This window comes from Ruegeria sp. BHSA123, from assembly GCF_059613425.1.
The window spans coordinates 135,901-160,367 of sequence record NZ_JBXWSL010000006.1; the positions used below are offsets into that span (position 1 = coordinate 135,901).

A 24,467-nucleotide genomic window follows, 5' to 3' on the forward strand; every position below is an offset into this window, starting at 1 on the left:
TTACGCATCCCCGGTGCCATCTAGGAACTGCATCGGATCAAAATCGTCAGGCAGATCATCCATCCATTCTTCGGTCTTGGCCAGTTCCTCGACCTCGTAGGTCTCGGGTTTCCATATCTGAAAGGTGTCACCTGCGGCAATAAAGAACGCCTCGCCTTCCAGACCGATCTTGCTGCGCAGCTTGGCGGGCAGCACAAGACGTCCGGTTTCGTCCACGTTGGTCGGGAAGGACTGACCGTGGAACATGCGCTGCAACATCCGCCGCTGCATCGAGCCACGCGGCAGGGCATCGATCTTGGCATCAACCTCGTCAATCGCCTGCATGGTATAACATTCAAGGAACTTGCGGCGGTGGTCACCATAGACAATCACCAGTTCAGGGTTGTCACCGGGCTGCCAGTTGGGATCGGACGATTCAAGCACACGGCGAAACGAGGCCGGGATCGACACCCTGCCCTTCGTATCCACCTTGTGGTGGCTCTCACCTCTAAACCTGCGCGCCAAGACGACTGTCCCTTTCGCTTGCGCCCCACCTTGAATTCACGGCCCCCCCGGATGAAAAACGGCGGGTTGATCTGCTGCCACTGATCAACCCGCCGCATTGACCCGCTAAGCGGGATGTCCAGCTGCGCGCGCCACCTGGGGGGATGTCTGCTCGCCCGCGCGCCGGATCTCTTGGTTGATGAAAGCGAGATGCCTGTATGAAACCTGAATATTTTTGGTCGGGGTCGTTTGGTGCCCCTGCTGCCTCGTCCTCATCGGATGTATTAGGGATGACATGGGAATTCATGGAAATCAATAGGAAACTTGCGCAGCGTGTCATGAGGAACACGGCCAGAGCGGAATATCATTGAAGGATTCGAGTCCCAGGACACCAGTTTTAGCGTGTGATGAAAAACACACCCCTATATATAGAAAATTCTGCGGCCGAATTTTTTCCCGCGATTTCCCAAGAATTTTGCCTGCTTTTCTTTTGGACTGGAAATATTAGCCCCAAATGCACAATCAGCCCTTCGAATCGTTCAGAATTTCGGATCGCTTTCCGGCAATCTCCCCCACGCGACCACATCGCCCCATGATTTCCCACGAGCGATTTACCCATGCCTTGTCAACATCAGAACGGATATGTTTTGCCCATTTTCCCGCCGAGCGCGCTCAATTCAAAGGCAGGCCGCCGTGAAGAGCCAGATGTCGTCGCAAAAGCTGACCTAGGGTCGACCCCATATTTTCAAGGCGCATCGCGGCAGGAAGAAAAAACTGAGCCAATCTATGCATTTGCTGCATAGCAGCATTGATGTCGTGACCTATTGTGCAATTGCAGCATTTGCCTATCTTCAGTCTCAAGCAAGGGCCGGACGATACCGGCAAGACAAAAAGATACGGATGAAGAGCATGGCAGTCGCAAGCACGCATACAGCAGTAAAGAACGCACCGGCGTTTGGTTTTGGCGCAGTTTTGGAAAACGCAAAAACCCGGTTCGTGCGCTATCGCCTGTACCGCCAGACCGTCAATGAACTGTCCGCTCTGTCGAACCGCGAGCTGGCCGATCTTGGCCTGCACCGCTCGATGATCCGCCGCGTTGCCATGCAGGCAGCGAACGAACAATCCGCGCGATAAGCGCAACACGCATACTGAGATCAGGCCCTTCCTCCTCCCTTAGGGTCTGTAATCAGCGGCAGCGTCTTCCTCCTCCCTGACGTTGCCGCACCTTATACCGGCCTCAACCTGCCGGACACGGATACATCGGGGCTTCCTCCTCCCTGCTCTGATGTTGAAAGCGCGCGGCGATGTCTTCCTCCTCCCTGACATCGCCGCGTCTTCCTCATACCGGGTTCAAACCCGGGTTCGCATACATCAGGGCTCTCCTCCTCCCTGCTCTGATGTTGACAAGACGGCGGTTCCCTCTCCTCCTCCCTGGGAACCGCCGTTTTTTGTTTTTCAGACACTGGTGTAGGATTGCATCCTGACTTCTGATGCGGAGGACGCCATGGCCGCCTATTTCATTGCGCAGATCAACATTCACGACCCCGACGGGTACCAGGGCTATCTGGCAGGTTTCATGCCGATCTTCGACCGCCACGGCGGTCGCCTGCTGACGGTCTCATCCAAACCGGTCGAACGGATCGAAGGCGATTGGCCAGAAGGCGGGATTGTGTTGATGGAGTTTCCGGATCTTGCAGCGGCGAACGCCTGGAAGGACGACCCGGATTACATCGAACTGGCGAAGATCCGAAAGGCCACCGCAACCACCAATCTGGTTCTGGTCGACGGGATATGACGCCTCAGAACGGGACGTCATCCTTGTTGGTCAGAAAACGCGAGACCACTTTCTTGATGCCCGCCTTGTCGAAATCGACCTCGACCTTGTCACCTTCGATCCCGATCACCGCGCCGTAGCCGAATTTCTGGTGAAACACCCGTTCGCCCAGCGTGAAACTGGCCAGTGCGGTGGCGTCGATCACCGTGTTGCGGCTTTCGCGGGGTTGCGACATGCCATATTGGCCCTGCCGCGCCTGCAACCGTCTCCAACCCGGTGAGTTATAGACATTGGCTTCGGCCGCGCGGGTTTCTATGCCCGCCGTCTGATGCCCACCGCCATAAAGGCCCGGAGGTGTCAGCACCTCGACATGGTCTTCGGGCAACTCGTCAATGAAGCGCGAGGGCATCGAGTTCTGCCATTGCCCGAATACCCGCCGGTTGGCGGCGAAGGAAATCGTACAAACCTCTTCGGCACGGGTGATGCCGACATAGGCCAGACGGCGTTCTTCCTCGAGCCCTTTGAGGCCGGTTTCGTCCATCGACCGCTGCGAGGGGAACAGCCCGTCTTCCCAGCCCGGCAGGAAGACGACGGGAAACTCCAGCCCCTTGGCCGCGTGCAGGGTCATGATCGAGACTTTAGCGCCGTCACCATCCTGCTCATTGTCCATGACCAGGCTGACATGTTCCAGAAACCCTTGCAGGTTTTCGAAATTGTCCAGTTGGTTGACCAGTTCCTTGAGGTTTTCCAGACGCCCCGGCGCTTCGGGGGTCTTGTCGTTCTGCCAATGGGCCGTATAGCCGGATTCGTCGAGAATGATCTGGGCCAGTTCGATATGGGTATGCTCGGGCGCGCCATATCGGATAGGCGAAACCCCATCATCGATAACAGTGTCATCATCGACCTCAATCAGGGGACCGCGTGTCATCGCATTCCACCGGGCTAACCCGTCGATCAATTCGCGCAGCGCTTTGCCGCCCTTGCCCTTGATCAGCCCATTGTCGACTGCGATCCGGGCACCTTCGACCAGAGACACGCCGTTCTCACGCGCCACAATCTGAATGGTCTGCTGCGCCTTGTCGCCCAATCCGCGTTTCGGCGTATTCACGATCCGCTCGAACGCCAGATCATCCTCGGGGCTGGTCACCAGTCGGAAATAAGCCATGGCATCGCGGATCTCCATCCGCTCGTAGAAACGCGGGCCGCCGATCACCTTATAGGGCAGACCGATGGTCAGGAACCGGTCCTCGAAGGCGCGCATCTGGTGCGAGGCACGGACGAGAATCGCCATCTCATCAAGGTTCATCGGACGGATACCGCGCGTCCCGCCCTGCATCGCGTCGATTTCCTCACCGATCCAGCGGGCCTCTTCCTCGCCATCCCAATGGCCGATCAGGTTGACCTTGTGGCCGTCTTTGGCATCGGTCCACAGCTCTTTACCCAAACGGCTTTCGTTGCCCCGAATGACGTTGGAAGCCGCCGCCAGAATATGTGGGGTCGAGCGATAGTTTTGTTCCAGCCGCACTACGTAGGCACCGGGAAAGTCCTTTTCAAACCGCAGGATGTTACCCACCTCGGCCCCGCGCCAGCCATAGATCGACTGGTCGTCATCGCCCACGCAGCAGATGTTCTTGTGCCCCCCGGCCAGCAGGCGCAACCACAGGTACTGGGCAACGTTGGTATCCTGATACTCATCCACAAGGATGTAGCGGAACCAGCGCTGGTATTGTTCCAGAACATCTGGATGGGTCTGAAAAATCGTGACCATGTGCAACAGCAGGTCGCCGAAATCCACCGCATTCAGCTCGCGCAGGCGGGTCTGGTATTGAGCATAGAGCTCAATGCCCTTGTTGTTATAGGCCCCGGCATCCGCCACAGGCACCTTGTCGGGCGTCAGCGCACGGTTTTTCCAGTCGTCGATGATCCCCGCCAGCATCCGCGCCGGCCAGCGTTTGTCATCGATATTGGCGGCCCGAACCAATTGCTTGAGCAGGCGCAGCTGGTCGTCGCTGTCCAGAATGGTGAAGTTCGATTTCAGATCGACCAGCTCCGCGTGGCGGCGGAGCAGTTTGACGCATATGGAATGGAAGGTGCCCAGCCATGGCAATCCTTCAGCTGGCTGGCCCAGCAAGCGGCCTACTCGTTCTTTCATCTCGCGCGCGGCCTTGTTGGTGAAGGTCACCGACAGAATCTCGTTCGGGCGCGCGCGCGCCGTGTTGAGCAGATGCGCAATCCGGGCCGTCAGCGCCTTGGTCTTGCCAGTCCCCGCCCCGGCCAGCATCAGAACCGGGCCGTCCAGACGTTCGACCGCGTCACGTTGCGCCGGGTTCAGATCATCCAGATAGGGCGAAGGGCGCACGGCCATAGCCCGCGCCGACAGGGATGCGCCTTCGAAGGCGTCCATTTCGTCAAAACTGCTCATGCCCCCAAACTACGCCGGATGATCGCCAAGGGAAAGAGTTTGTTCACGGCTTGTTCGCGGGGATTTTTCACGTCTTTTTGCATTCAATTCTAAACAAAGATGCCGCTGCCCTGTAGGGCTGTTAACCCTCTGTCAAGTCCTGACCCGGATGCTGGTTCCATGGCTGCGGGAGTGGAACAGATGGAAGCGACGGAACTGGCGGGCGGGTCGTCACGGCTGAAACTTGTGGGTGTGACCTTTATTCTGATCGCGCTGACAGCGGCAGCGGGATGGGGCATCTATGCTGCCCCTGCCCCGGTTGTAGACCGCATGTTGGAATCGGACCTGCGAAAAGACGCCATGCGGCTAAGCCGTCAGGTCGAAAGCCATCTGAACAATCTGGATGCAACGTTTCGGTTCCATGAGTTAAACGAGCATGACGCGGAATTCCTGATGCTGTTGCCCGAAACCTCGGATATTTATCGGTTCAAGCTGTTTGACGCATCCGGTCAGGTGTTCTGGTCGACCCGTGCAAACGATATTGGGGCCGTGAATACAAAACCTTACTTCCAGTCGGTCGTCGCCGCCGGAAGGGTCTACTACAACCACGAAGAAAAGCCCGCGACAGAGGTTGATTCATTTGACAACGACCCCGCTAAGCGAACCGGCCCGGGCAGCCGCCATGTGGCCGAAGTCTATACGCCGATCACCGTGGATGGCGTATTCCTGGGCGCTATCGAGTTCTATTCGGACATCACCGATCTCAGGACCCTGTTCATTACCCGTGTGCGTTGGTCGTTGGTGTTTCTTAGCGGTGTCGCGCTGCTGGCACTGACCACTGTCATCCTGATTGTCCACCGCACCAACCGCCGCCAGATGCGTGATCTGCGCAAACGGGCCGTGAAAGAACGCGAACTGATGGGAGAGCAGCTTCGCCTGGCGCGCGAGGTGCGCCTGCTGGGCGAGTTGAACGAGTGGTTGCAATCAAGCCGCTCACTGGATGAGCTTTTCGACATGGTGGCCCGCTTTATGACCCATATCCTGCCCGAGGCTGAGGGCAGCGTGTACGTCTATTCCAACTCGCGCGATGTGCTGGACGGATGTGCCAGCTGGAACGGGGGAACGCATAAATCTCATATCCATCCGGAAGGATGCTGGGGTTTGAGGCGCGGCCGGACTTATGAGTTCGGTGCCTCAGAGATCGATTTTGTCTGCGAACATGCCGAACCGCATGACGGACGGCCCTATTTCTGTTTTCCCATTCTGGCCCACGGGGAAACCGTTGGTCTGTTGCATCTGCGTGCAGCTGAGGGGCGTGAAGCCTGTTTCCATAAAAGCCGCAAGCTGGCGCAGCTGTGCGCCGAACAGATCAGCATGGCAATCGCCAATGTCCGTATGCGCGATCAACTGCATGACCAGTCGGTGCGCGACCCGCTGACCGGGCTGTTCAACCGCCGCCACATGACCGAGACATTGCGCAAGGCCATCAGCCGCAGCCAGCAGACCGGCGCAGCGCTGAGCCTGATTGCCGTGGACGTGGACCACTTCAAGAAATTCAACGACACGCACGGTCATGACGCCGGAGACATGGTGTTGCGTGCCGTCGGCGCGGCGCTGGAACAGGGTTGCGACCGGGACGAGATCGCCTGCCGCATCGGCGGCGAGGAATTCATGCTGATTCTGCCCGACAACAGCCCCGAAGATGCCATGACCCGTGCCGAGCAGTTGCGCCAGTCGGTCGAGGCGGTCATTGTCCGCTATGGTGAAAAGGCCCTGCCCCGTATCACAATCTCGGTCGGGGTCGCGCATTACCCCGCCCACGGCACCATGCCGCAGGATTTGATGCGTGCCGCGGATGATGCGCTGTATGTCGCCAAGGACAAGGGGCGCAATCAGGTTCACGTCGCCGCCGGGGCGCTGGAGCAGGCAAGGCGCGTTCCTGCAACGGGTAAACGCCCATCGCCGGAAGCCGCTTGAAAACCTTGCCGAATCGCCCCGCAGGCCGGATCAATCCTTATGGGCCTGCACAGTACCTATCCCGGCATACCCGATCTGAAACGCCGCGCACGCCGTCGGCTGCCGCACTTCGTGTGGGAATATATCGACAGTGGCACCGGGATTGAAACGACGCGGCATCGCAATCGAAAGGCGCTGGATGATGTCCGTCTGAGCCCCTCGATCCTGCATGGGGACCTTGAATTCGATACGTCAGTGAAAATCTTGGGCGGCACCTGTCCTTTGCCCTTCGGTATTGCGCCGATCGGGATGTCCGGTCTGGTCTGGCCTGATGCGGAGCGGTAGCTGGCACAGGCCGCCGCCAAAGCAGGCATTCCCTATTCGCTGTCGACGGTGGCCAGTCAGAGCCCAGAAGACCTGGCCCCCTATCTGGGCGAGACCGCGTGGTTCCAGTTGTATCCGCCAAGGGACCCCGAGATTCGCGTGGACATGCTGAACCGGGCGCGCCGGGCGGGATTTCGAACCCTGGTTCTGACCGCTGACGTCCCTGTCGCCTCGCGCAGGGAGCGGCAAACACGCTCGGGCCTGCGGCAGCCGCCGAAACTGACACCGCGCCTGCTGGCGCAGATCGCTCAAAGGCCCGCCTGGGCGCTGGGCATGCTGCGCAGCGGTGTTCCACACATGCGCACACTGGACAAGTATATCGATGACCCCGGTGATCTGCCGCCGACGGCCCATGTCGGATACCTGCTGCGAACCTCTCCGGATCTGGATTACGTCAAATGGCTGCGCGATCATTGGGATGGGCCGTTTGTCGTGAAAGGCATCCTACGCCCCGAGGATGCGGACAGGCTGGAACAGGTGGGTGTGGACGCCCTGTGGGTGTCGAATCACGGGGGCCGACAGTTCGATGCAGCCCCGGCCAGCATCGAGGTTCTTCCCGCGATCCGGAACGCGACCCGCCTGCCACTGATATTCGACAGCGGTGTCGAAGGCGGGCTGGATATTTTGCGCGCGCTGTCGCTGGGCGCGAATTTCGTCATGCTGGGGCGCGCTTTTTTGTACGGTCTTGCGGCACTTGGCGCAAAAGGCCCCGCGCATGTGATCGATATCCTGAGGCAGGATCTGCACGCGAATATGGGTCAGATGGGACTGGCCGATTTATGTCAGTTTGAGACGAAACGCTAAAATATTGATGCTGCAACGCGGCATCCCTATAAGTGTGCCGAGGCCAAAGGGCGTTTGCGAGCGATAACATGCCGGTTCTACCCAGAAGAACGGATGTACCTGTGCGTATTCTCCGCCCAATAAGACGCCCAAACACCAAAGACCGGGACCTGATATGACAGACTTCAACAAGATCCTGATCGCCAATCGCGGCGAGATTGCCATCCGCGTCATGCGCGCAGCAAACGAGATGGGCAAACGCACCGTCGCTGTTTACGCTGAAGAAGACAAACTGGGCCTGCACAGGTTCAAGGCGGACGAGGCATATCAGATTGGCGAGGGCATGGGTCCGGTCGCGGCGTATCTGTCGATTGACGAGATCATCCGCGTGGCCAAACACTGCGGCGCGGATGCGATCCATCCGGGCTATGGCCTGCTGTCCGAAAACCCGGATTTCGTGGATGCCTGTGTCAAAAACGGCATCACCTTCATCGGCCCCCGGGCCGAGACCATGCGTGCACTGGGTGACAAGGCCAGCGCGCGGCGCGTGGCCATCGCGGCCGGTGTGCCTGTCATTCCGGCCACCGAAGTTCTGGGTGATGACATGGACGCGATCCGCAAGGAGGCCGCCGAGATCGGATACCCGCTGATGCTCAAGGCGTCCTGGGGCGGCGGCGGGCGCGGGATGCGCCCGATCCAGTCGGAGGATGAGCTGGAAGAAAAGGTTCTGGAAGGCCGCCGCGAGGCTGAGGCCGCCTTTGGCAATGGCGAAGGCTATCTGGAAAAGATGATCATCCGTGCCCGCCATGTCGAGGTGCAGATCCTGGGCGACAAGCATGGTGAGATTTATCACCTTTATGAACGCGACTGCTCGGTCCAGCGCCGGAACCAGAAGGTCGTCGAACGCGCCCCTGCCCCGTACCTGAGCGAAGATCAGCGCGCCGAGATTTGCGAACTGGGCCGCAAGATCTGTGCCCATGTGAATTACGAATGCGCGGGCACTGTCGAGTTTCTGATGGATATGGAGACGGGCAAGTTCTACTTCATCGAGGTAAACCCGCGCGTACAGGTCGAACACACGGTCACCGAAGAGGTCACCGGCATCGACATCGTTCAGGCGCAGATTCTGATCGCCGAAGGCAAAACGCTGGCCGAAGCCACCGGTGCCACCAGTCAGGCAGAGGTGCATCTGAACGGTCATGCGCTGCAGACACGGATCACCACAGAAGACCCGCAGAACAACTTCATCCCCGACTACGGGCGTATCACCGCCTACCGCTCGGCCACGGGCATGGGCATTCGTCTGGATGGCGGCACGGCCTATGCGGGCGGGGTGATTACGCGGTATTACGACTCGCTGCTGACAAAGGTCACTGCCTGGGCGCCGACACCCGAGAAGGCGATCAGCCGGATGGACCGCGCCCTGCGCGAGTTCCGTATTCGCGGCGTCAGCACCAATATCGATTTCGTCATCAACCTGCTGAAGCACCCGACCTTCCTGTCGAATGAATACACCACTAAGTTCATCGACACGACGCCGGATCTGTTTGCCTTCAAGCGCCGCCGCGACCGGGGCACCAAGGTTCTGACCTATATCGCCGATATCACGGTGAATGGTCATCCCGAAACCAAGGGCCGCCCCGAACCTCGTGCCGACCTGAAAGTCGCCAAGCCCCCCGCGCCGAAGGCTGAGCCGCGGATGGGCACGCGCAACCTGCTGGAGCAGAAAGGCCCGCAGGCTGTGGCCGACTGGATGAAGGCGCAGCGGCAGCTGCTGATCACCGACACCACCATGCGAGACGGACACCAGTCGCTGCTGGCGACCCGGATGAGGTCGATCGACATGATCAAGGTGGCGCCAACCTATGCCGCGAACCTGCCGCAGCTGTTTTCGGTCGAGTGCTGGGGCGGTGCGACCTTCGACGTGGCCTACCGGTTCCTGCAGGAATGCCCATGGCAGCGACTGCGCGACCTGCGTGAGGCAATGCCGAACCTGATGACGCAGATGCTGCTGCGGGGTGCGAACGGGGTTGGTTACACCAATTACCCCGACAACGTGGTGCAGGAATTCGTGCGCCAGGCATCGAAAAACATTGATGTCTTCCGCGTCTTCGACTCGCTGAACTGGGTCGAGAACATGCGTGTTGCGATGGATGCTATTATCGACAACGGCAAGATCTGCGAGGGCACCGTTTGTTATACCGGCGATATTCTGGATCCTGATCGCGCCAAATATAACCTGAAATACTATGTCGGCATGGCCAAGGAACTGCGCGACGCAGGCGCGCATATTCTGGGTCTGAAGGATATGGCGGGCCTGTTGAAACCAGCCTCGGCCAAGATTCTGATCCGGGCGCTGAAGGAAGAGGTTGGACTGCCGATCCACTTCCACACCCATGACACGGCCGGCATCGCCAGCGCCACCATCCTTGCCGCCTCTGAGGCGGGTGTGGACGCGGTGGATTGCGCAATGGACAGCTTCAGCGGCAACACCTCCCAGGCGACGCTGGGCACCGTGGTCGAGGCCCTGCGCCACACCGACCGTGACACCGGGCTGGACATCAAGGCCATCCGCGAGATCAGCGATTACTTCGAGGCCGTGCGCGGTCAATATGCGGCCTTCGAATCAAGCCTGCAGGCCCCGGCGTCCGAGGTGTATCTGCACGAGATGCCAGGCGGTCAGTTCACCAACCTCAAGGCGCAGGCGCGCAGCCTGGGTCTGGAAGAGCGCTGGCACGAGGTCGCGCAGATGTACGCCGATGTGAACCAGATGTTCGGCGATATCGTAAAGGTAACGCCGTCGTCGAAAGTTGTTGGCGACATGGCCCTGATGATGGTCAGTCAGGGCCTGACCCGCGAGCAGGTCGAGGATCCGGCGACGGATGTGGCCTTTCCCGACTCGGTCGTCGACATGATGCGCGGCAATCTGGGTCAGCCTCCGGGAGGATTCCCGAACACCATCATCAAGAAGGTGCTGAAGGACGAGGCCCCCAACACCCAGCGTCCCGGCAAGGACGTGCCTGCCGTCGATCTTGAAGCCACCCGCGCCGAGCTGTCCAAGCAGTTGGAAGGCAAAGAAGTCGATGACGAGGATCTGAACGGGTACCTGATGTATCCCAAGGTGTTTCTGGATTACATGGGCCGTCACCGGATTTACGGCCCGGTCCGTACCCTTCCCACGCGCACCTTCTTTTACGGCATGGAGCCCGGCGAAGAGATCACGGCCGAGATCGACCCCGGCAAGACGCTGGAAATCCGGTGTCAGGCCATCGGCGAGACGGATGAAAAAGGCGAGGTCAAGGTGTTCTTCGAACTCAACGGCCAGCCGCGTGTGATCCGGGTGCCGAACCGGATGGTCACATCAACCACACAGGCGCGCCCAAAGGCCGAGGTCGGCAACCCCGATCATGTCGGTGCGCCGATGCCGGGTGTTGTGGCCACGGTTACCGTCACCGCAGGCCAGCAGGTCAAGGAAGGCGACATGCTGCTGACCATCGAGGCAATGAAGATGGAAACCGGTATCCATGCCGAGCGTGATGCGACAGTCAAAGCCGTGCATATCCAGCCCGGCGGCCAGATTGACGCAAAGGACCTTCTGATCGAACTGGAATAAGACGGAAAACAACCTAATGTTCGTCAGGCCGTGTGGGAGACCGCACGGCCTTTTTCTATGATTGAGCGGAGACCCATTATGCTTGCAATCACCCCGATCTATGCGGCCCTGGTCGCACTTCTCTACGTCGCACTCAGCGTCAAAGTGATCCTGCAACGACGCAGCGATAAGATCTCGGTCGGGGATGGTGGCAGCAAGCTGATGATCAAGGCGATACGGACACACTCGAACTGCGCCGAATACGCCCCGATTTCCCTGCTGCTGATTGCCATGGTTGAGCTTCAGGGCGCGGCCGGAATATTGGTCCATCTGCTGGGGCTGATGTTGCTGGCGGGGCGTCTTTTGCATGCGTACGGATTTGGGCGAACGCCGCAGATCGTCATCCTGCGGCAGGCCGGCATGAGCCTGACGTTCCTCGCCATTCTGGGGGCGGCTTTCGCAAACCTGATTCTGGCGCTTTAGGCCGTCTGGCGGGTGTTACCCTGCCAGAACGGTTGTTTCGATCTGCGGTGCACCCAGCAGAACCGGTGTGAACTGATCATGTTCATGCAGGTCCGGCTTCAGGATGGCAGCGCCGATCAGAATCATCGCGGCAAGTGTCACGATCTTCAGGTCTGCAACGGATATCATGACGGCACCTCCTGCCTGTGTTTTACTGATTTGCATTACGGGTTGAACGGATCACGGGCCGGATTCCGTCGAAAAGATTTTTCCCGCTTTTTGTGTTTTTCCGCTTGCAGCCCCGCGTGGGAATTTATACATCCCTCCTCACTCAACGGCGCGGGCGTAGCTCAGGGGTAGAGCATAACCTTGCCAAGGTTAGGGTCGGGCGTTCGAATCGCCTCGCCCGCTCCATTGAGAGGTCTTCGGACCACATGTGTATCTGATGCGGGCGTAGCTCAGGGGTAGAGCATAACCTTGCCAAGGTTAGGGTCGGGCGTTCGAATCGCCTCGCCCGCTCCAGATACCAAACCTTCCAAACATGCTGGTTCTTCTGCCCCGGTTGCGGCATTCTGAATGCAATTCGCAACACGGGATGTTCGCATGTCTGATTATGTTATCCGCCCCTTGTCCGCTGATGAGTTGCAGGAGGCTGTGGATTGGGCCGGGCGCGAGGGGTGGAATCCGGGTCGTCACGATGCCGAGTGCTTTCGTACAACTGATCCCGATGGGTTCTTGGGAGGTTTTCTGGATGGCGAATTGATCGCGTCTCTCTCGGCGGTGAACTACGACGATGATTTTGCCTTTTTGGGTTTCTACATCGTCAAGCCAGAATACAGACACCATGGCCACGGGCTTGAGATTGCGCAGCACGCGCTGGCCCACTGTGCCGGGCGCAACATGGGTCTGGATGGCGTGGTCGAGCAGCAGGACAACTACCGGAAATCCGGGTTCACCTTTGCCTATAACAACTACCGCTTTTCAGGGCGGGTTGCAGATATCCTAGGCGCGCTGGCACCGACCGCTGGTGTTGATGTGCTGAGCACCGTTTCAGATGCGTTAAGGGACTATGATCGTCAGCTTTTCCCCGCCCGGCGCGATGCGTTCCTGCATGGTTGGCTGAGCGCAAGCGGCCATGTGTCCCGCGTGTTTACCGAAGACGGGCAGATCAAAGGCTATGCCACGCTGCGCCCCTGTCGGACCGGATACAAGGTCGGGCCGCTGTTTGCGGACCGCGCCGACATTGCCGAAGCACTGCTTGCAAGCGTATTAAAAGCTCTGCCCGAAGATCAAAGTGGGCAAGAGGTGTTCATCGACATGCCACAACCCAACAACGCCGCCTTTGCACTGGCCGACAAGCTGGGTCTTACGAAAGTGTTCGAAACCGCCCGGATGTATTCCGGCGATCAACCGGATATCGACCTGACCCGCATCTATGGCGTGACAACGTTTGAGTTGGGTTAAAACGCCTTGAACGTCATCGTCGTCAGCGAGCGTTCGATATTGGGAATCACCAGCAGGTGTTCGTTGATGAAATGGCCTACATCCTCGGTTTCGGGGATGTAGAGCTTGAGCATCAGATCAAACTCACCACTAGTGGAATAAAGCTCTGAGTGTATTTCGCGCAGCGCGATTTCCTCGGCGACCTTGTAGGTGGTGCCGGGTTTGCAGCGGATCTGGATGAATACGCAGGTGGACATGGCGTGGCCCTGTTGGTTCGTGTTGTCTGCAAGCTGACATGGTGCCGGGCCGGGTGCAATCCCTTGCAACAGTTTGTAGCGATTGCAACGCATGGTCTGGATCAACCGGCCCCACCCCGTCTATAAGCGCGCCTGTAGCAAAAGGAATTCGCCCATGCGCACCGCTTCGATCAGCCGCAAGACCGCCGAAACCGAAATTTCGGTCGAGGTCAATCTGGATGGCACCGGCACCTATGACAATCAGACCGGCGTCGGGTTCTTTGACCATATGCTGGACCAGCTGGCGCGCCACTCGTTGATTGATATGACAATCCGCGCCAAGGGTGACTATCACATCGACGATCACCACACGGTCGAGGATACCGGCATCGCCCTGGGTCAGGCTTTGACACAGGCCCTGGGCGACAAGAAGGGCATCCGGCGCTATGGCGAATGCCATCTACCGATGGATGACGCTCAGGTGCGCTGTGCGCTGGACCTGTCGGGCCGTCCGTTCCTGATGTGGACTGTCGATCTGCCGACGCAAAAGATCGGTACGTTCGACACGGAACTGGTGCGCGAGTTTTTTCAGGCGCTCAGCACCCATGGCGGCATTACCCTGCATATTGACCAGTTGCACGGCTTCAACAGCCACCACATCGCCGAGGCTGCGTTCAAGGCTGTCGCGCGCGCGTTGCGTGATGCGGTTGAGACCGATCCGCGCAAGGCGGATGCGATTCCGTCGACCAAGGGCGCGCTGTAAATGCTGACAGCCATCATCGACTATGAAAGCGGCAATCTGCATTCAGCGGAAAAGGCGTTTCAGCGCATGGCGCAAGAGGTCGGCGCTGGTGACGTTGTCGTCACCTCTGACGCGGATGTGGTTGCGCGTGCGGACCGACTGGTTCTGCCCGGAGATGGCGCTTTCCCGGCCTGTGCCGCCGAGCTGCGCGGCCATAAGGGTATTTATGACGCGATGGTCGAAGCGGTCGAACAGAAGGGCCGTCCGTTTCTGGGTATCTGTGTTGGTATGCAGCTGATGGCAACCAAAGGCCATGAATACACAGAGACCGATGGTCTGGGCTGGGTGGCAGGTGATGTTGTTCGGATCGAACCGTCAGATGCCGCGCTGAAAGTGCCGCATATGGGCTGGAACGATCTGGTTCTGGAAAGCGATCACCCGATCTTTGCCGGGGTGAAATCAGGCGATCACACCTATTTCGTCCATTCCTACCACTTCCGTGTAAGCAACCCGGCGCAGCGGTTGGCTTATGTGAAATATGGGCAGGACGTCACGGCCGTGATTGGCCGCGACACGATGGTTGGGATGCAGTTTCACCCCGAGAAAAGCCAGGATGTTGGCCTGCGCATGCTGGGCAACTTCCTGACCTGGAAGCCCTGAGGCTTACTGAACCCGCGTCCAGGTTTGCCCGCGACAGATCAGGCCGCCCGCCACGCATCCCTTGACGGTCAGCTTGTTCTGGCCGTCCAGTGACATCTTCGAGTTGTAGGTTTTGTCCCGGTCGGGGGCCCAGATTTTACCACTGTCATAGCTGCCGCCCCCTTCGGGAACCATGTCCCAGATGATCTTTTTGCCAAGGTTCTCATATTCCAGCTGCTGGTTGCCATCCGCGTCGAAAGCGCTGTCGATGGTGCCGCAGATCGCACTGCCGCATTCGGAAATCGTCACATGCAGATAGCCACCTGTATCGCCCGGCGCGGTTTTCCACAGGCCGTCAACCGGATCGTCCGCAAAAGCAGCCGTAGCAAGCAGCATCAGGCCCGCTGAAAGAGTAAAAGTTTTCATGATTTTCTCCCTGTTTTGAAGGCAGTCTGACCCGCCGGTGGGCGACGGGCAAGAATGACCCAGCGTCGCGTTGCATCCCCTGCCCTGCTTGTGCGATATCCCGCGCGTGTAACAGTGATATAGGGCCGCCCGACATGATCCTCTACCCCGCCATCGACCTCAAAGACGGCAATGCCGTACGCCTGCTGCGTGGTGAAATGGACAAGGCCACCGTGTTCAACGAAGACCCGGCCGCTCAGGCCCGTGCTTTTGTCGAGGCAGGGTGCGAATGGCTGCATCTGGTCGACCTGAACGGCGCATTCGCAGGCGAGCCGGTCAACGCAGCGCCGGTTGAGGCAATTCTGAAAGCGTGCAAGGTGCCTGCGCAACTGGGCGGCGGCATCCGTGACATGGCCACGATCGAAACCTGGATCGAGAAAGGGCTGGCGCGGGTCATTTTGGGCACTGTCGCTGTCGAAAACCCCGACCTTGTGCGCGAAGCAGCCAAAGCCTTTCCCGGCAAGGTCGCCGTCGGAATCGACGCACGCAACGGCATGGTGGCCACCAAGGGCTGGGCCGAAGAGACCGACGTTCAGGTCACCGATCTGGCCCGTAGTTTCGAAGACGCAGGCGTTGCGGCAATCATCTACACCGATATCAATCGCGACGGTGCCATGCAGGGCCCGAACATCGAAGCGACCGCTGCCCTGGCACAGGCCGTTTCCATCCCGGTGATCGCCTCAGGCGGTGTCAGTTCGCTGGACGACCTGATCGCCCTGCGCGATTGTGGCGTTGCGCTGAACGGCGCGATTTCGGGTCGGGCGCTTTATGATGGCGCGATTGACCTGGCCGAGGCCATCCGCGCCCTGTCGTGATCGGTTATTGCGCGGCTGCGGCGGTCAGCTTGGCCAGCGCACCGCGCATCTTTTCGATGACCGGTGATTTGTCGACATCGTTCAGGTCGTCCAATGTCTCTTTCGGGTCTTCATAGATCAGCCACACCTGGCCATTGGCGTCTTCGTAAGCCTGCACCTTGAGAGGCAGAAACAGCCCGGCACGCGGGTCGATCTGCATGGCTGGCGTACCCAGCGCAGGGTTGCCGAAAATCAGTACCTGATTGGCGGGAATGGGCGTGCCGATCTTTTCCGCCCCGGCCGCGTGGTCGATGCGGGCAAACACGGTTGCGCCTGCATTTCCGACGGCAGCTTCAAGCGCGTCCAGCGCCTCGGCCACGGATTTGTCGGTTTGAACCTTGATCAGATCATCTGCCATAGCGGTCAGCGCGCCTCCGAACGAAAAAACATAAGCCAGAATCAGTCTACGCATATCGATATTCCTTCTGTGAAATTCACCCCAATTCTCACAGATTTGAGACCGCTCACAATCACAAGTCTGGCATCGGCAAGGCTTTGCCGCTAGAGGTGCGCCCGTAAAGGATATCCTATGCTGAAAACCCGGATCATTCCCTGCCTTGATGTTGCTGATGGCCGTGTGGTCAAAGGCGTGAATTTCGTGGGCCTGCGCGATGCGGGCGACCCGGTGGAATCGGCCAAAGCCTATGATGCAGCCGGAGCGGACGAGATCTGCTTTCTCGACATTCACGCGACCCATGAGAATCGCGGCACCATGTTCGATGTGGTACAGCGCACGGCGGAACAGTGTTTCGTGCCGCTGACCGTGGGCGGTGGGGTGCGAACAAAAGACGATGTGCGCGCCTTGCTGCTGGCGGGGGCGGACAAGGTCAGCTTCAACTCGGCCGCGGTTGCCAACCCGGACGTGATTGCCGAAGCGGCAGATCAGTTCGGCAGTCAATGCATTGTCTGCGCCATCGACGCCAAGACCGTCAGCCCCGGCAAGTGGGAAATCTTTACCCATGGCGGGCGCAAACCCACCGGCATTGATGCGGTTGCCTTTGCAAGAGCCGTGGTCGCCAAGGGGGCCGGTGAAATCCTGCTGACCTCAATGGACCGCGACGGCACCAAATCCGGGTTCAACCTGCCGCTGACCCGCGCCATTTCCGACGCGGTAGATGTGCCCGTGATCGCCTCGGGCGGTGTTGGCACTCTGGACCATCTGGTCGAGGGCGTCACCAAGGGCGGCGCAAGCGCCGTATTGGCGGCATCGATTTTCCATTTCGGCGAATACACCATCCGCGAGGCCAAGGAACATATGGTCGCAGCTGGCATCCCCATGAGGTTGACATGAGCATCTTGCACGATCTGGCCGCCACGATCGAGGCACGCAAGGGGGCTGATCCCGACAGCAGCTGGACGGCCAAGCTACTTGCGAAAGGCCCTGAGAAATGCGCCGAGAAATTTGGTGAAGAGGCCATAGAGGCCATCATCGAAGCCGTAAAAGGGGATCAGGTTAAGCTGACCTCGGAAGCGGCGGACGTGTTGTATCACCTTCTGGTTATGCTGGCCGCGCGGGACGTGGCGCTGGATGATGTTCTGGCCGAGCTGGACCGCCGTCAGGGCACCAGTGGTATCGCCGAAAAGGCTGCCCGCCCCAAAGGGTAAGGCCCGGGTTCCGCACCGTCGCCTGTGCCGTTATAATCGGATGCCAGACTGTCAGGCTGAAGGCGCGATATGATCCGAGTTTTGATGCTTGTGGCAACCCTTGCCATCGTGGCTGGCTGCACCTCGCCGCCGCGCTCGACCGGGGATGAGGTGCAGCGGCTCGCCTCGGAGATTCAGGGCCTTGGCCCGGATATCGACCCCGAGGAGGCCCGACGCGCGGCGGGAATTGCTTACGCCTATACCGCCCAGCTGGTCGAGGAATACCAGATCACAGACCCGCCCCTGATCCATAATATGAAGGTCAACAAGGGGCTGCGCCCGCGTGGGCTGTGCTGGCATTGGGCCGAGGATATCGAGCGGCGGCTGAAACAGGAAAACTTCCGGACGCTGGATCTGCACCGTGCCATCGCAAACGCGGACAACCCGACGCGGATCGACCACAGCACCGCAATCATCAGCCGTAAAGGCGCGACGCTGTATGACGGTGTAGTATTGGACCCGTGGCGTTATGGCGGCGTGTTGTTCTGGTCTCCGCTGGTCGAGGATACCCGGTATGACTGGGTCCCGCGCGACGTGGTGCTGGAAAAGCGGCGGAAGGAACAGGTCGCCCGCCTGAAACCTTACGTCCCCGCCAAACCCTAAAGCTTGGACGAAATGATCCCGGTAGAAAATCCACCCATGCGCAATTCGCCAAACAGGCGCTGATATTCAATTTTGGGGCAGCGGTTCATCACCACATCGACCCCACGGGCCTTGGCCTTTGCCGCCGCTTCAGGGTGTTCCACACCAATCTGCATCCAGATCGTACCGAGCGACGGAAACGCATCCAGCGCCTCGTCCACAATAGGTGGCACGGCCTCGGACCGCCGAAAAATGTCCACCATGTCCACAGGCTCGGAAATTTCTGACAGGCTGCCGCAAACCGTCTGACCAAACAGGTCATTGCCCGCGTGGCCCGGATTGACGGGAATCACCTTGAACCCTTTCAGCGACAAATAGCGCGCCACGTAATAGCTGGGTCGCACCGGGTTCATGGAAACGCCGACAACGGCCACCGTCTTGGTGCGTTGCAAAATGGCCTTGAGGTACTGATCGGAATAATCTGGCATGCCCTATCCTTAACAGCGTTCCAAAAAGAAAAAAGCGCCCAAGAAAGCTTGGGCGCCAGTTGTTGGAACGAGGGACAGTGAAATGACCCGCGGCAGTTCCGTTCCGCGGTCACTGTGACATTTAAGCATGGATCTATTAAAAAAAAGAGGGGCAGCGCATTTTTGTGATGACTTTTCACAATTAGCTGAACTTTACCTATCTTCCGTAGAGAATTGCGGGCCAATTTTCTTCGGCCATCGCAATGTACCCTGTTTGATCCTGCTGCCAGATTTCCTCGACCTCGGGCGAATGCGTCAGGTAAAGACGCCCATCGACCACCTGCCACGCATTGGGATCTGTGCTTTTCAGCACGCCCATCGCCATCCCGTACGAGCAATAGCCGCCGAACTGCGGCGCAAAGGCGCGCGGATTGCCCTCGAAGAGCTCACGATTTGTCTGCGATTTGAAATGCCACCGGGCACCTTTCCACATTACCGCATTTTCGGGTACCCCTTTTGAGGGCGCATCGCTGCCAAAATATGACACGGGATCATACCCCGCCAACGCCACACCATCAGTGGCGTAATACACGGGTTTGTCCTGCGCAAATACGGCAGGGGCAAGCAGCACAGTGCTCAGCGAGCAAAGAAGAGTACGTCGGTTCAGCATCGTCACATTTGAATCTGCACATTCAAGACCATCAAGATGCAACTTTTCGCGCTTTTCGAAACCCCTGTTGACGCGGTTGTGAATGAGTGTCCGCCAATTGAAACTTAGTCAAAGACGTCTTCGATCACGTCCCATGCTTCATCGAACACGCGCGCAAGCATGGTCTTTTTCCTCTTTTTGCGCTTTGTTTTCCGAGGGGCAGTATGAGACACAGCGGCGCGCATCGGTTCGGGTTTGAGTACTTTCCGCACGGGCAACATCTTCAGGTCGTGCAGCGGTGCCCCACAGCTGGAACAGCTAAGCTCGTGCCGTTCCTTGCCTTTCAGGATCAGGGCAGCCCGGGTGCCGCAATAACAGCAGGTCGCGATTTTGGCAGGACCGGGAATGACGCTCTCCTTTATTCAGGGTCGCGATGCATATAAGGCGATTGCCGCAGCATTTGAGACGTTCAGGGAACCAAATCCCCCGGCTGCGTCAATTTTAACCAACTGATCCACGGTTTCCTTTGTCTTCTGCCGCAATCCTGGACCTTCCGCGCCCAGCACAAGCGCGACGGGACGGTTCCGGCCAGTGCCCAAAGCGCCTTCGATTGTCACGTCGGCTTCTCCGTCCAGCCCAAGAACCAGAAAGCCCATGCCCTGAAGCTCGACAATCGCGTCCGAAAGGTTGCGCACCCGCAGATAGGGCTGCCGCTCAAGCGCGCCGCTGGCGGTTTTTGCCAGTGCTCCGGTCTCGGGCGCGGAGTGGTGGCGTGTGCCGATCACAGCACTGGCCCCCAGAACTTCGGCCGAGCGCAGAATCGCCCCAACATTGTGCGGGTCGGTGACCCGGTCCAGCAGAATGACACGAGGGTTTTCACGACCGATGCAGTTATCTGCCAGACTACCCCATTCCAACGGCTTGACCTCTAGCGCTGCGCCCTGATGTACTGATCCGGCATCGATGGGGGCAGAAAACTTGCGCGGGTCGACTATCTCGGCCTCGATCCCAGCAAATTCAATAGCTTCCGCCAGTTTATCGCATGCATTCCGCGTCACCATCAGGTGTAGTTTTTGCCGTTTTGGGTTCATCAGCGCATCGCGAACCGCGTGCAGGCCAAACAGCCAGACGGTTTCTGCAGCGGCAGCTTTGCGCGCCTGTTCCTTTTCGACGACCCATTTGGGTTTCTTCATTTCAAGGGCCTCCGGGCCGGGAATTCGGTTTCCTGCGCCAAAGGGAAATTTTCCTGTTGACGCTCCTTTGGTGCGCTAGTAATCACGCCTCCACGTCAGGTGCAACGCCTGACAGTGGGCGACAGGCCGCAAGGTGTGGCAGGGGACTGTAACTCCCTCGCGGAGACGCACGCCTGGTTCGATTCCAGGGTCGCCCACCACTCAGTCTCCACAAAACCTTGGCATACGCGTCCCTCCCGCGTAGTGTTTATTTTTCCGTGGGTTACGAGGGGCGACGGCGGTAGAGACCTCGCATTTGGTCTCTGATCCGGGCCATTTCTGCGCGATATCGGCAGAAGTCTCAGCGGGGCATTCGCGCGTGAGGTCTTAGGGCAGGCCTGAATGCGCTATTGATGCGGAAAGCCCAGACTCTTCCGCTGTTCATCCCAGTCCAGCGGTAATTCCGGAAGGCTACGCAACTTCATTGCTGTGAGATGTTTTGGCTGACAACCCTCGAGAATGGCCGTTGAAATATCCGGTGCCAGCCAGGCAAGTGGCAGGATGCGACTGATCGATCCACTTCGGAGCCCTTCGCGGTCTTCGATTTCGCGAATGCTGCCGGACGTGCCGTCAAGAAGTTCGGCCCACCATCGTCTCGCATCAGCGACAAGGTTGATGAGGCCCTGATCCGGCTGAGGCGCATCGGGCGACGCAATGATGATCGGCCTCGCCCGTCCGGTCTGACGCTTTTGGAACGGGACCTCGAAGGCGGCATGGACTGGTAGTTTCGCGTTCTCAGTTGGCTGTAACGCACCTAAATCCAACCGAACACAAAACTGTTCCTTGGACAAATCAATGCGATCAACCAGGCCATTGAGGTGATGTGCATCTGTGTGTTCACCCTCATCGGCAATCTGGTTGCTCAGAGAATCCGCTGCCCGAAGGATGTCCGTGATCGACGAAGGATCCAAATCGACAGCCGATCTGATCTGCCGGGTCAGCCATGACTGATCGTCCAGGCGGGTCTTGAGCCCACTCAGAACCAGCCGCTCGACTTCTCCTGCGGGCAATCGTTCGATACTGCCTTGGTTGTCTGAGCTGGACGGCGTTGACGTGTAATACCAGTACCGCCGCGATTGGGTGGTTCCACCCTTGTGCGCAGACTTGATGGCGTAGGTCGTGCGCATTGGACGGCCCACGGTATCAAAGAGCAGCCCGTCCAGCAGGCGCCGAGCCGACCGTCGGGACGTTGCGCTCTTGTTGCCACCGTGGCTTGCAAGCAGCTCCTGCACCTGCCGCCAGGTAGCTTCGTCTATGATGGCCTTATGTAAACCATCATGGAACTCATACTTGTGACGGGTCTTGCCGATGTAGACGGGGTTGCGCAGGATGTTGTAGAGCGCGCCACGAGAGAAGGACGTACCTCCCGTCGTGCGACCGTATCGGTCGGTCCGGCGTTTGCTTACGATACCGAGGGCGTCGAGCCTGTCGGACAGTTCGCGTACCGATCCGACCGCCAGGTACTCGGCAAATAAGGTGCGGATCGCTTCGGCCTCAACCGGGTTAACAATCAACGCTTTATCGTTGACGTCGTACCCCATTGGCACCGCGCCCCCCATCCACATCCCCTTACGTTTGGAAGCTGCAACCTTGTCCCGGATACGCTCAGCCGTCACCTCACGCTCGAACTGGGCGAATGACAATAGGACGTTAAGGGTCAGGCGACCCATCGACGAGGTTGTATTGAAGGCTTGGGTGACCGACACGAACGACACCCCTGCCTCGTCGAAGAGATCGACCATCTTCGCAAAGTCCGCCAGCGACCGGGTCAGGCGGTCAACCTTGTAGACAACAATGACGTCGACTCGGCCTGCCTCAACATCGTTAAGCAATTTTGTAATTCCGGGTCGGTCCATGGATCCGCCGGAGAACCCGCCATCGTCATAGCGATCGGAGAGCTCTGCCCAGCCCTCGTGCTTCTGGCTGAGTATATAGGCCGCACAGGCCTCACGTTGCGCATCCAGCGAGTTGAAGTCCTGCTCCAGCCCCTCCTCAGTCGACTTGCGGGTGTAGATGGCACAGCGTTGGCGGATCATGGCTTTGCGACCTCGCGCAACCCGAAGAACCTGGGTCCGTTGCGGTTGGTCCCGGTCATCGCCCGCGCCACCGCCGACAGCGAGGAATAGCTCTGGCCGTTCCATGTCGCACCGCCATCCGCTGTGATCAGCACTTCATGCATCTTCCCGCCCCAGTCCTTCAAGATGCGAGTGCCATCACCAACCGTTGCTGGCACGGCGCCCCCGCGGCTTTTCAGGGAACGCGAGTCAATCCGTGCCCGGATGACCCGCTTCCAGGCACGGCGTGCAAGGGCGTTCTCGCCTCCCGCCGAAACAGCTTGTGCGTCCCATGCCAGCGACAACCGCATTAAGCGCGCGGTAAAGGTTTTGGGCGGCGCGGTGCCCCTTGTCTCCAGCCAGATCCGGCGCAGCGTTGCGGCGTCGGCTTCTGCCAGTCGGCAGATATCGGGGGCGGTCACGGTCAACGTCATTGTCCTTACCCGGGCATGATACGGTAGCGGGCCACCCTGCCCGACCGGTCAAGTTCGACAGGTACGCCTGACGACCGCAGCTGCGAGATCGCCGCGCGTATCGTATGCGGCTGCCAGCCCAACTGCTTTTGGATCTGCACAACTGTTGCCCCGGTGCGGCGCGCTAGCAGTTTGCGCAGCATCTCGGTCTTACTCTTGCCCGCTGGCTTTGCCGACGTGGACGTCGCGGGGGCGGTGGAAAGAGCCCCAGTAATTTGTTCGGTCATTATCCTCTCCTGTTGGTCGCGGGGCTTTCTCGCGCCCGTACTGACCAAAGCCCGGCGTTCCGGGCGGGAGGTTCAATTCGTTCAACAACCTCAGTGACGCTCACCCTTGCCCAGAAGTCCAGTGGAAGATCGGCATTCAAACGCCAGGAATGGCGGGCAGTTGTCGCCGCCCGCTTGGTCATCATATGTCGATCTTTTCAGCGATATTCAGCGCGTCTTCCAGCTCGACGCCTAAGTATCGAACTGTGCTGTCCACCTTGCTGTGGCCGAGTAAAAGCTGCACTGCGCGCAGGTTGCCGGTCTTGCGGTAGATCAGCGCAGCCTTGGTACGCCGTAGCGAGTGCGTGCCATACGGCTGCTTAAAGCGACTTGGACGAAGCCGCTCGCGCGGCATTGGAGCCTGTGGCAGGCGTTTTGCATTGATCTGACCCCTGTGCATTTGGGAATGGGCGCGGCTGTCTGACGATTGGGACCTCTCAATCGAAAGACAGGAGGTTCCCATGGCGGAGGAGAGAACAACGCCGCTGCGCGAGCGGATGATCGAGGACATGCGGATCAAGGGGCTGGGTGACAAGTCTCAGAAGTCGCACATCCGGGCGATCAAGGACTTCGCAGCGTTTCTGGGACGGTCGCCGGACACCGCGACGCCGGACGATCTGCGCGCCTACCAGCTTCACATGACCGACTGCGGTGTCACGCCGCCGACCTACAACGCCCGCATCATTGCGCTGAGGTTCTTCTTCGAGACGACCTGCGGGCGGGGCGAGATGAAGCGGCACATGCAGTTCCGCACCCAGCCGCGCAAGCTCCCCGTGGTGTTCAGCGCCGAGGAAGTAGCGGCACTGCTGCGGGTCGCGCCAGGACCGGGGCTGAAGTACCGGGCGGCGCTGAGCATCTCCTATGGTGCCGGGCTCAGGGCCTCGGA

26 protein-coding genes, 3 tRNA genes and 2 pseudogenes are annotated in these 24,467 nt (G+C 59.2%); 17 read left to right on the forward strand and 14 right to left on the reverse strand.

Annotation, left to right across the window (positions count from 1 at the left end; all coding sequences use genetic code 11):
- Window positions 1-504, reverse strand: a complete 504-nt coding sequence (mraZ, locus tag AC2FNC_RS05270; RefSeq protein WP_209504537.1) for a division/cell wall cluster transcriptional repressor MraZ — start codon at window positions 502-504, stop codon at window positions 1-3.
- 888 nt (window positions 505-1,392) lie between these two features.
- Here mraZ and AC2FNC_RS05275 point away from each other — a divergent pair.
- Together AC2FNC_RS05275 and AC2FNC_RS05280 are read left to right on the forward strand one after the other, a co-directional pair.
- Window positions 1,393-1,617: a DUF1127 domain-containing protein gene (locus AC2FNC_RS05275; protein ID WP_480493795.1), complete on the forward strand. Its 225-nt coding sequence runs from the start codon at window positions 1,393-1,395 to the stop codon at window positions 1,615-1,617.
- Between the two features lie 370 nt (window positions 1,618-1,987).
- Window positions 1,988-2,278 (forward strand): DUF1330 domain-containing protein, encoded by a 291-nt coding sequence (locus AC2FNC_RS05280; protein WP_480516272.1) that lies wholly within the window; start codon window positions 1,988-1,990, stop codon window positions 2,276-2,278.
- Window positions 2,279-2,282: 4 nt separating this feature from the next.
- On the opposite strand, the gene AC2FNC_RS05285 is transcribed toward AC2FNC_RS05280, so the two are convergent.
- Window positions 2,283-4,679, reverse strand: a complete 2,397-nt coding sequence (locus tag AC2FNC_RS05285) for an ATP-dependent helicase (protein ID WP_496714765.1) — start codon at window positions 4,677-4,679, stop codon at window positions 2,283-2,285.
- 159 nt (window positions 4,680-4,838) lie between these two features.
- On the opposite strand from AC2FNC_RS05285, the gene AC2FNC_RS05290 reads away from it, so the two are divergent.
- The 4 genes and pseudogenes from AC2FNC_RS05290 to AC2FNC_RS05305 all read left to right on the forward strand — a co-directional run bounded on the left by AC2FNC_RS05290 (window position 4,839) and on the right by AC2FNC_RS05305 (window position 11,856).
- The gene (locus AC2FNC_RS05290; protein ID WP_496714766.1) at window positions 4,839-6,635 is read left to right on the forward strand and encodes a sensor domain-containing diguanylate cyclase; all 1,797 of its coding nucleotides are present in this window, start codon (window positions 4,839-4,841) and stop codon (window positions 6,633-6,635) included.
- Window positions 6,636-6,674: 39 nt separating this feature from the next.
- Window positions 6,675-7,802 (forward strand): annotated as a pseudogene (locus tag AC2FNC_RS05295) (alpha-hydroxy acid oxidase).
- Between the two features lie 154 nt (window positions 7,803-7,956).
- A complete protein-coding gene (locus tag AC2FNC_RS05300) occupies window positions 7,957-11,394 on the forward strand; it encodes a pyruvate carboxylase (RefSeq protein ID WP_496714767.1) in 3,438 nt (1,145 codons plus the stop codon).
- 78 nt (window positions 11,395-11,472) lie between these two features.
- On the forward strand, window positions 11,473-11,856 hold the full coding sequence (locus tag AC2FNC_RS05305; RefSeq protein ID WP_480516262.1) for an MAPEG family protein: 384 nt from the start codon (window positions 11,473-11,475) through the stop codon (window positions 11,854-11,856).
- Window positions 11,857-11,871: 15 nt separating this feature from the next.
- Here AC2FNC_RS05305 and AC2FNC_RS05310 read toward each other — a convergent pair whose 3' ends face one another.
- Complete coding sequence (locus AC2FNC_RS05310; RefSeq protein WP_480475907.1) at window positions 11,872-12,024, reverse strand: hypothetical protein; 153 nt, start codon at window positions 12,022-12,024, stop codon at window positions 11,872-11,874.
- A gap of 150 nt (window positions 12,025-12,174) precedes the next feature.
- On the opposite strand from AC2FNC_RS05310, the gene AC2FNC_RS05315 reads away from it, so the two are divergent.
- The 3 genes from AC2FNC_RS05315 to AC2FNC_RS05325 all read left to right on the forward strand — a co-directional run bounded on the left by AC2FNC_RS05315 (window position 12,175) and on the right by AC2FNC_RS05325 (window position 13,299).
- Window positions 12,175-12,249, forward strand: a tRNA-Gly gene (locus AC2FNC_RS05315).
- A gap of 33 nt (window positions 12,250-12,282) precedes the next feature.
- Window positions 12,283-12,357, forward strand: a tRNA-Gly gene (locus AC2FNC_RS05320).
- An 81-nt stretch (window positions 12,358-12,438) separates the two neighbouring features.
- Entirely contained in the window at window positions 12,439-13,299 is an 861-nt protein-coding gene (locus tag AC2FNC_RS05325; RefSeq protein ID WP_496714768.1) for a GNAT family N-acetyltransferase, read from the forward strand.
- Here the strand turns inward: AC2FNC_RS05325 and AC2FNC_RS05330 are convergent.
- Window positions 13,296-13,535: an Lrp/AsnC family transcriptional regulator gene (locus tag AC2FNC_RS05330; RefSeq protein WP_480482339.1), complete on the reverse strand. Its 240-nt coding sequence runs from the start codon at window positions 13,533-13,535 to the stop codon at window positions 13,296-13,298. The genes AC2FNC_RS05325 and AC2FNC_RS05330 overlap by 4 nt on opposite strands.
- A gap of 154 nt (window positions 13,536-13,689) precedes the next feature.
- On the opposite strand from AC2FNC_RS05330, the gene hisB reads away from it, so the two are divergent.
- Both hisB and hisH read left to right on the forward strand, forming a co-directional pair.
- On the forward strand, window positions 13,690-14,277 hold the full coding sequence (hisB, locus tag AC2FNC_RS05335; RefSeq protein WP_480554066.1) for an imidazoleglycerol-phosphate dehydratase HisB: 588 nt from the start codon (window positions 13,690-13,692) through the stop codon (window positions 14,275-14,277).
- Window positions 14,278-14,916 carry an imidazole glycerol phosphate synthase subunit HisH gene (gene hisH, locus AC2FNC_RS05340; RefSeq protein ID WP_496714769.1) on the forward strand — a complete coding sequence of 213 codons (639 nt, stop codon included), beginning with the start codon at window positions 14,278-14,280 and terminating at the stop codon, window positions 14,914-14,916. It begins immediately after the preceding gene.
- 3 nt (window positions 14,917-14,919) lie between these two features.
- Here hisH and AC2FNC_RS05345 read toward each other — a convergent pair whose 3' ends face one another.
- The gene (locus tag AC2FNC_RS05345; RefSeq protein ID WP_209504550.1) at window positions 14,920-15,321 is read right to left on the reverse strand and encodes a DUF2147 domain-containing protein; all 402 of its coding nucleotides are present in this window, start codon (window positions 15,319-15,321) and stop codon (window positions 14,920-14,922) included.
- Between the two features lie 134 nt (window positions 15,322-15,455).
- On the opposite strand from AC2FNC_RS05345, the gene hisA reads away from it, so the two are divergent.
- Window positions 15,456-16,175 carry a 1-(5-phosphoribosyl)-5-[(5-phosphoribosylamino)methylideneamino]imidazole-4-carboxamide isomerase gene (gene hisA, locus AC2FNC_RS05350; protein ID WP_480493786.1) on the forward strand — a complete coding sequence of 240 codons (720 nt, stop codon included), beginning with the start codon at window positions 15,456-15,458 and terminating at the stop codon, window positions 16,173-16,175.
- 4 nt (window positions 16,176-16,179) lie between these two features.
- Here the strand turns inward: hisA and AC2FNC_RS05355 are convergent, their stop codons facing one another.
- Window positions 16,180-16,626 (reverse strand): DUF302 domain-containing protein, encoded by a 447-nt coding sequence (locus tag AC2FNC_RS05355; RefSeq protein WP_480493785.1) that lies wholly within the window; start codon window positions 16,624-16,626, stop codon window positions 16,180-16,182.
- A 117-nt stretch (window positions 16,627-16,743) separates the two neighbouring features.
- Here AC2FNC_RS05355 and hisF point away from each other — a divergent pair, with 117 nt between their 5' ends.
- The 3 genes from hisF to AC2FNC_RS05370 all read left to right on the forward strand — a co-directional run bounded on the left by hisF (window position 16,744) and on the right by AC2FNC_RS05370 (window position 18,461).
- Window positions 16,744-17,505: an imidazole glycerol phosphate synthase subunit HisF gene (gene hisF / locus AC2FNC_RS05360; RefSeq protein WP_480476924.1), complete on the forward strand. Its 762-nt coding sequence runs from the start codon at window positions 16,744-16,746 to the stop codon at window positions 17,503-17,505.
- Window positions 17,502-17,819, forward strand: a complete 318-nt coding sequence (locus AC2FNC_RS05365; protein WP_480475891.1) for a phosphoribosyl-ATP diphosphatase — start codon at window positions 17,502-17,504, stop codon at window positions 17,817-17,819. Before hisF ends, AC2FNC_RS05365 begins: the two co-directional genes overlap by 4 nt.
- 69 nt (window positions 17,820-17,888) lie before the next feature.
- Entirely contained in the window at window positions 17,889-18,461 is a 573-nt protein-coding gene (locus AC2FNC_RS05370) for a hypothetical protein (RefSeq protein WP_480516255.1), read from the forward strand.
- Here the strand turns inward: AC2FNC_RS05370 and AC2FNC_RS05375 are convergent.
- From AC2FNC_RS05375 to rlmB, 4 genes are all read right to left on the reverse strand, one after another.
- Window positions 18,458-18,928, reverse strand: coding sequence for a CoA-binding protein (locus AC2FNC_RS05375; protein WP_480475887.1), 471 nt, complete (start codon window positions 18,926-18,928; stop codon window positions 18,458-18,460). The two genes, AC2FNC_RS05370 and AC2FNC_RS05375, sit on opposite strands and share 4 nt — an antisense overlap.
- A gap of 196 nt (window positions 18,929-19,124) precedes the next feature.
- The gene (locus AC2FNC_RS05380) at window positions 19,125-19,499 is read right to left on the reverse strand and encodes a YHS domain-containing (seleno)protein (RefSeq protein ID WP_480516253.1); all 375 of its coding nucleotides are present in this window, start codon (window positions 19,497-19,499) and stop codon (window positions 19,125-19,127) included.
- Window positions 19,500-19,681: 182 nt separating this feature from the next.
- On the reverse strand, window positions 19,682-19,963 hold the full coding sequence (locus AC2FNC_RS05385) for a hypothetical protein (RefSeq protein WP_480517718.1): 282 nt from the start codon (window positions 19,961-19,963) through the stop codon (window positions 19,682-19,684).
- Between the two features lie 15 nt (window positions 19,964-19,978).
- Window positions 19,979-20,749 (reverse strand): 23S rRNA (guanosine(2251)-2'-O)-methyltransferase RlmB, encoded by a 771-nt coding sequence (gene rlmB / locus AC2FNC_RS05390; protein ID WP_480516251.1) that lies wholly within the window; start codon window positions 20,747-20,749, stop codon window positions 19,979-19,981.
- 116 nt (window positions 20,750-20,865) lie between these two features.
- On the opposite strand from rlmB, the gene AC2FNC_RS05395 reads away from it, so the two are divergent.
- A tRNA-Tyr gene (locus AC2FNC_RS05395) sits at window positions 20,866-20,949 on the forward strand.
- 186 nt (window positions 20,950-21,135) lie between these two features.
- Here AC2FNC_RS05395 and AC2FNC_RS05400 read toward each other — a convergent pair.
- From AC2FNC_RS05400 to AC2FNC_RS05415, 4 genes and pseudogenes are all read right to left on the reverse strand, one after another.
- Window positions 21,136-22,824: a recombinase family protein gene (locus tag AC2FNC_RS05400; protein ID WP_496714770.1), complete on the reverse strand. Its 1,689-nt coding sequence runs from the start codon at window positions 22,822-22,824 to the stop codon at window positions 21,136-21,138.
- On the reverse strand, window positions 22,821-23,276 hold the full coding sequence (locus AC2FNC_RS05405; RefSeq protein WP_496714771.1) for a DUF2924 domain-containing protein: 456 nt from the start codon (window positions 23,274-23,276) through the stop codon (window positions 22,821-22,823). Before AC2FNC_RS05405 ends, AC2FNC_RS05400 begins: the two co-directional genes overlap by 4 nt.
- 5 nt (window positions 23,277-23,281) lie before the next feature.
- Window positions 23,282-23,542, reverse strand: a complete 261-nt coding sequence (locus AC2FNC_RS05410) for a DUF3489 domain-containing protein (RefSeq protein ID WP_496714772.1) — start codon at window positions 23,540-23,542, stop codon at window positions 23,282-23,284.
- A 181-nt stretch (window positions 23,543-23,723) separates the two neighbouring features.
- Window positions 23,724-23,897: pseudogene (locus AC2FNC_RS05415) on the reverse strand (tyrosine-type recombinase/integrase); the annotation flags it as partial.
- A gap of 145 nt (window positions 23,898-24,042) precedes the next feature.
- Between AC2FNC_RS05415 and AC2FNC_RS05420 the strand changes: the two are divergent.
- The coding region (locus tag AC2FNC_RS05420; RefSeq protein WP_496714773.1) for a tyrosine-type recombinase/integrase at window positions 24,043-24,467 on the forward strand (425 nt) is incomplete at its 3' end.

Bases quoted from the DNA above. Each gene is read 5' to 3' on its own strand.
- AC2FNC_RS05330 (WP_480482339.1), bottom strand. From the start codon at position 13,535: ATGTCCACCTGCGTATTCATCCAGATCCGCTGCAAACCCGGCACCACC.
- AC2FNC_RS05280 (WP_480516272.1), top strand. From the start codon at position 1,988: ATGGCCGCCTATTTCATTGCGCAGATCAACATTCACGACCCCGACGGG.
- hisH (WP_496714769.1), top strand. From the start codon at position 14,278: ATGCTGACAGCCATCATCGACTATGAAAGCGGCAATCTGCATTCAGCG.
- AC2FNC_RS05405 (WP_496714771.1), bottom strand. From the start codon at position 23,276: ATGACGTTGACCGTGACCGCCCCCGATATCTGCCGACTGGCAGAAGCC.
- AC2FNC_RS05285 (WP_496714765.1), bottom strand. From the start codon at position 4,679: ATGAGCAGTTTTGACGAAATGGACGCCTTCGAAGGCGCATCCCTGTCG.
- AC2FNC_RS05355 (WP_480493785.1), bottom strand. From the start codon at position 16,626: ATGCGTAGACTGATTCTGGCTTATGTTTTTTCGTTCGGAGGCGCGCTG.
- rlmB (WP_480516251.1), bottom strand. From the start codon at position 20,749: ATGAAGAAACCCAAATGGGTCGTCGAAAAGGAACAGGCGCGCAAAGCT.
- AC2FNC_RS05275 (WP_480493795.1), top strand. From the start codon at position 1,393: ATGGCAGTCGCAAGCACGCATACAGCAGTAAAGAACGCACCGGCGTTT.
- AC2FNC_RS05410 (WP_496714772.1), bottom strand. From the start codon at position 23,542: ATGACCGAACAAATTACTGGGGCTCTTTCCACCGCCCCCGCGACGTCC.
- AC2FNC_RS05325 (WP_496714768.1), top strand. From the start codon at position 12,439: ATGTCTGATTATGTTATCCGCCCCTTGTCCGCTGATGAGTTGCAGGAG.
- AC2FNC_RS05365 (WP_480475891.1), top strand. From the start codon at position 17,502: ATGAGCATCTTGCACGATCTGGCCGCCACGATCGAGGCACGCAAGGGG.
- hisB (WP_480554066.1), top strand. From the start codon at position 13,690: ATGCGCACCGCTTCGATCAGCCGCAAGACCGCCGAAACCGAAATTTCG.
- AC2FNC_RS05370 (WP_480516255.1), top strand. From the start codon at position 17,889: ATGATCCGAGTTTTGATGCTTGTGGCAACCCTTGCCATCGTGGCTGGC.
- AC2FNC_RS05310 (WP_480475907.1), bottom strand. From the start codon at position 12,024: ATGATATCCGTTGCAGACCTGAAGATCGTGACACTTGCCGCGATGATT.
- hisF (WP_480476924.1), top strand. From the start codon at position 16,744: ATGCTGAAAACCCGGATCATTCCCTGCCTTGATGTTGCTGATGGCCGT.
- hisA (WP_480493786.1), top strand. From the start codon at position 15,456: ATGATCCTCTACCCCGCCATCGACCTCAAAGACGGCAATGCCGTACGC.
- AC2FNC_RS05345 (WP_209504550.1), bottom strand. From the start codon at position 15,321: ATGAAAACTTTTACTCTTTCAGCGGGCCTGATGCTGCTTGCTACGGCT.
- AC2FNC_RS05375 (WP_480475887.1), bottom strand. From the start codon at position 18,928: ATGCCAGATTATTCCGATCAGTACCTCAAGGCCATTTTGCAACGCACC.
- AC2FNC_RS05300 (WP_496714767.1), top strand. From the start codon at position 7,957: ATGACAGACTTCAACAAGATCCTGATCGCCAATCGCGGCGAGATTGCC.
- AC2FNC_RS05305 (WP_480516262.1), top strand. From the start codon at position 11,473: ATGCTTGCAATCACCCCGATCTATGCGGCCCTGGTCGCACTTCTCTAC.
- AC2FNC_RS05400 (WP_496714770.1), bottom strand. From the start codon at position 22,824: ATGATCCGCCAACGCTGTGCCATCTACACCCGCAAGTCGACTGAGGAG.
- AC2FNC_RS05290 (WP_496714766.1), top strand. From the start codon at position 4,839: ATGGCTGCGGGAGTGGAACAGATGGAAGCGACGGAACTGGCGGGCGGG.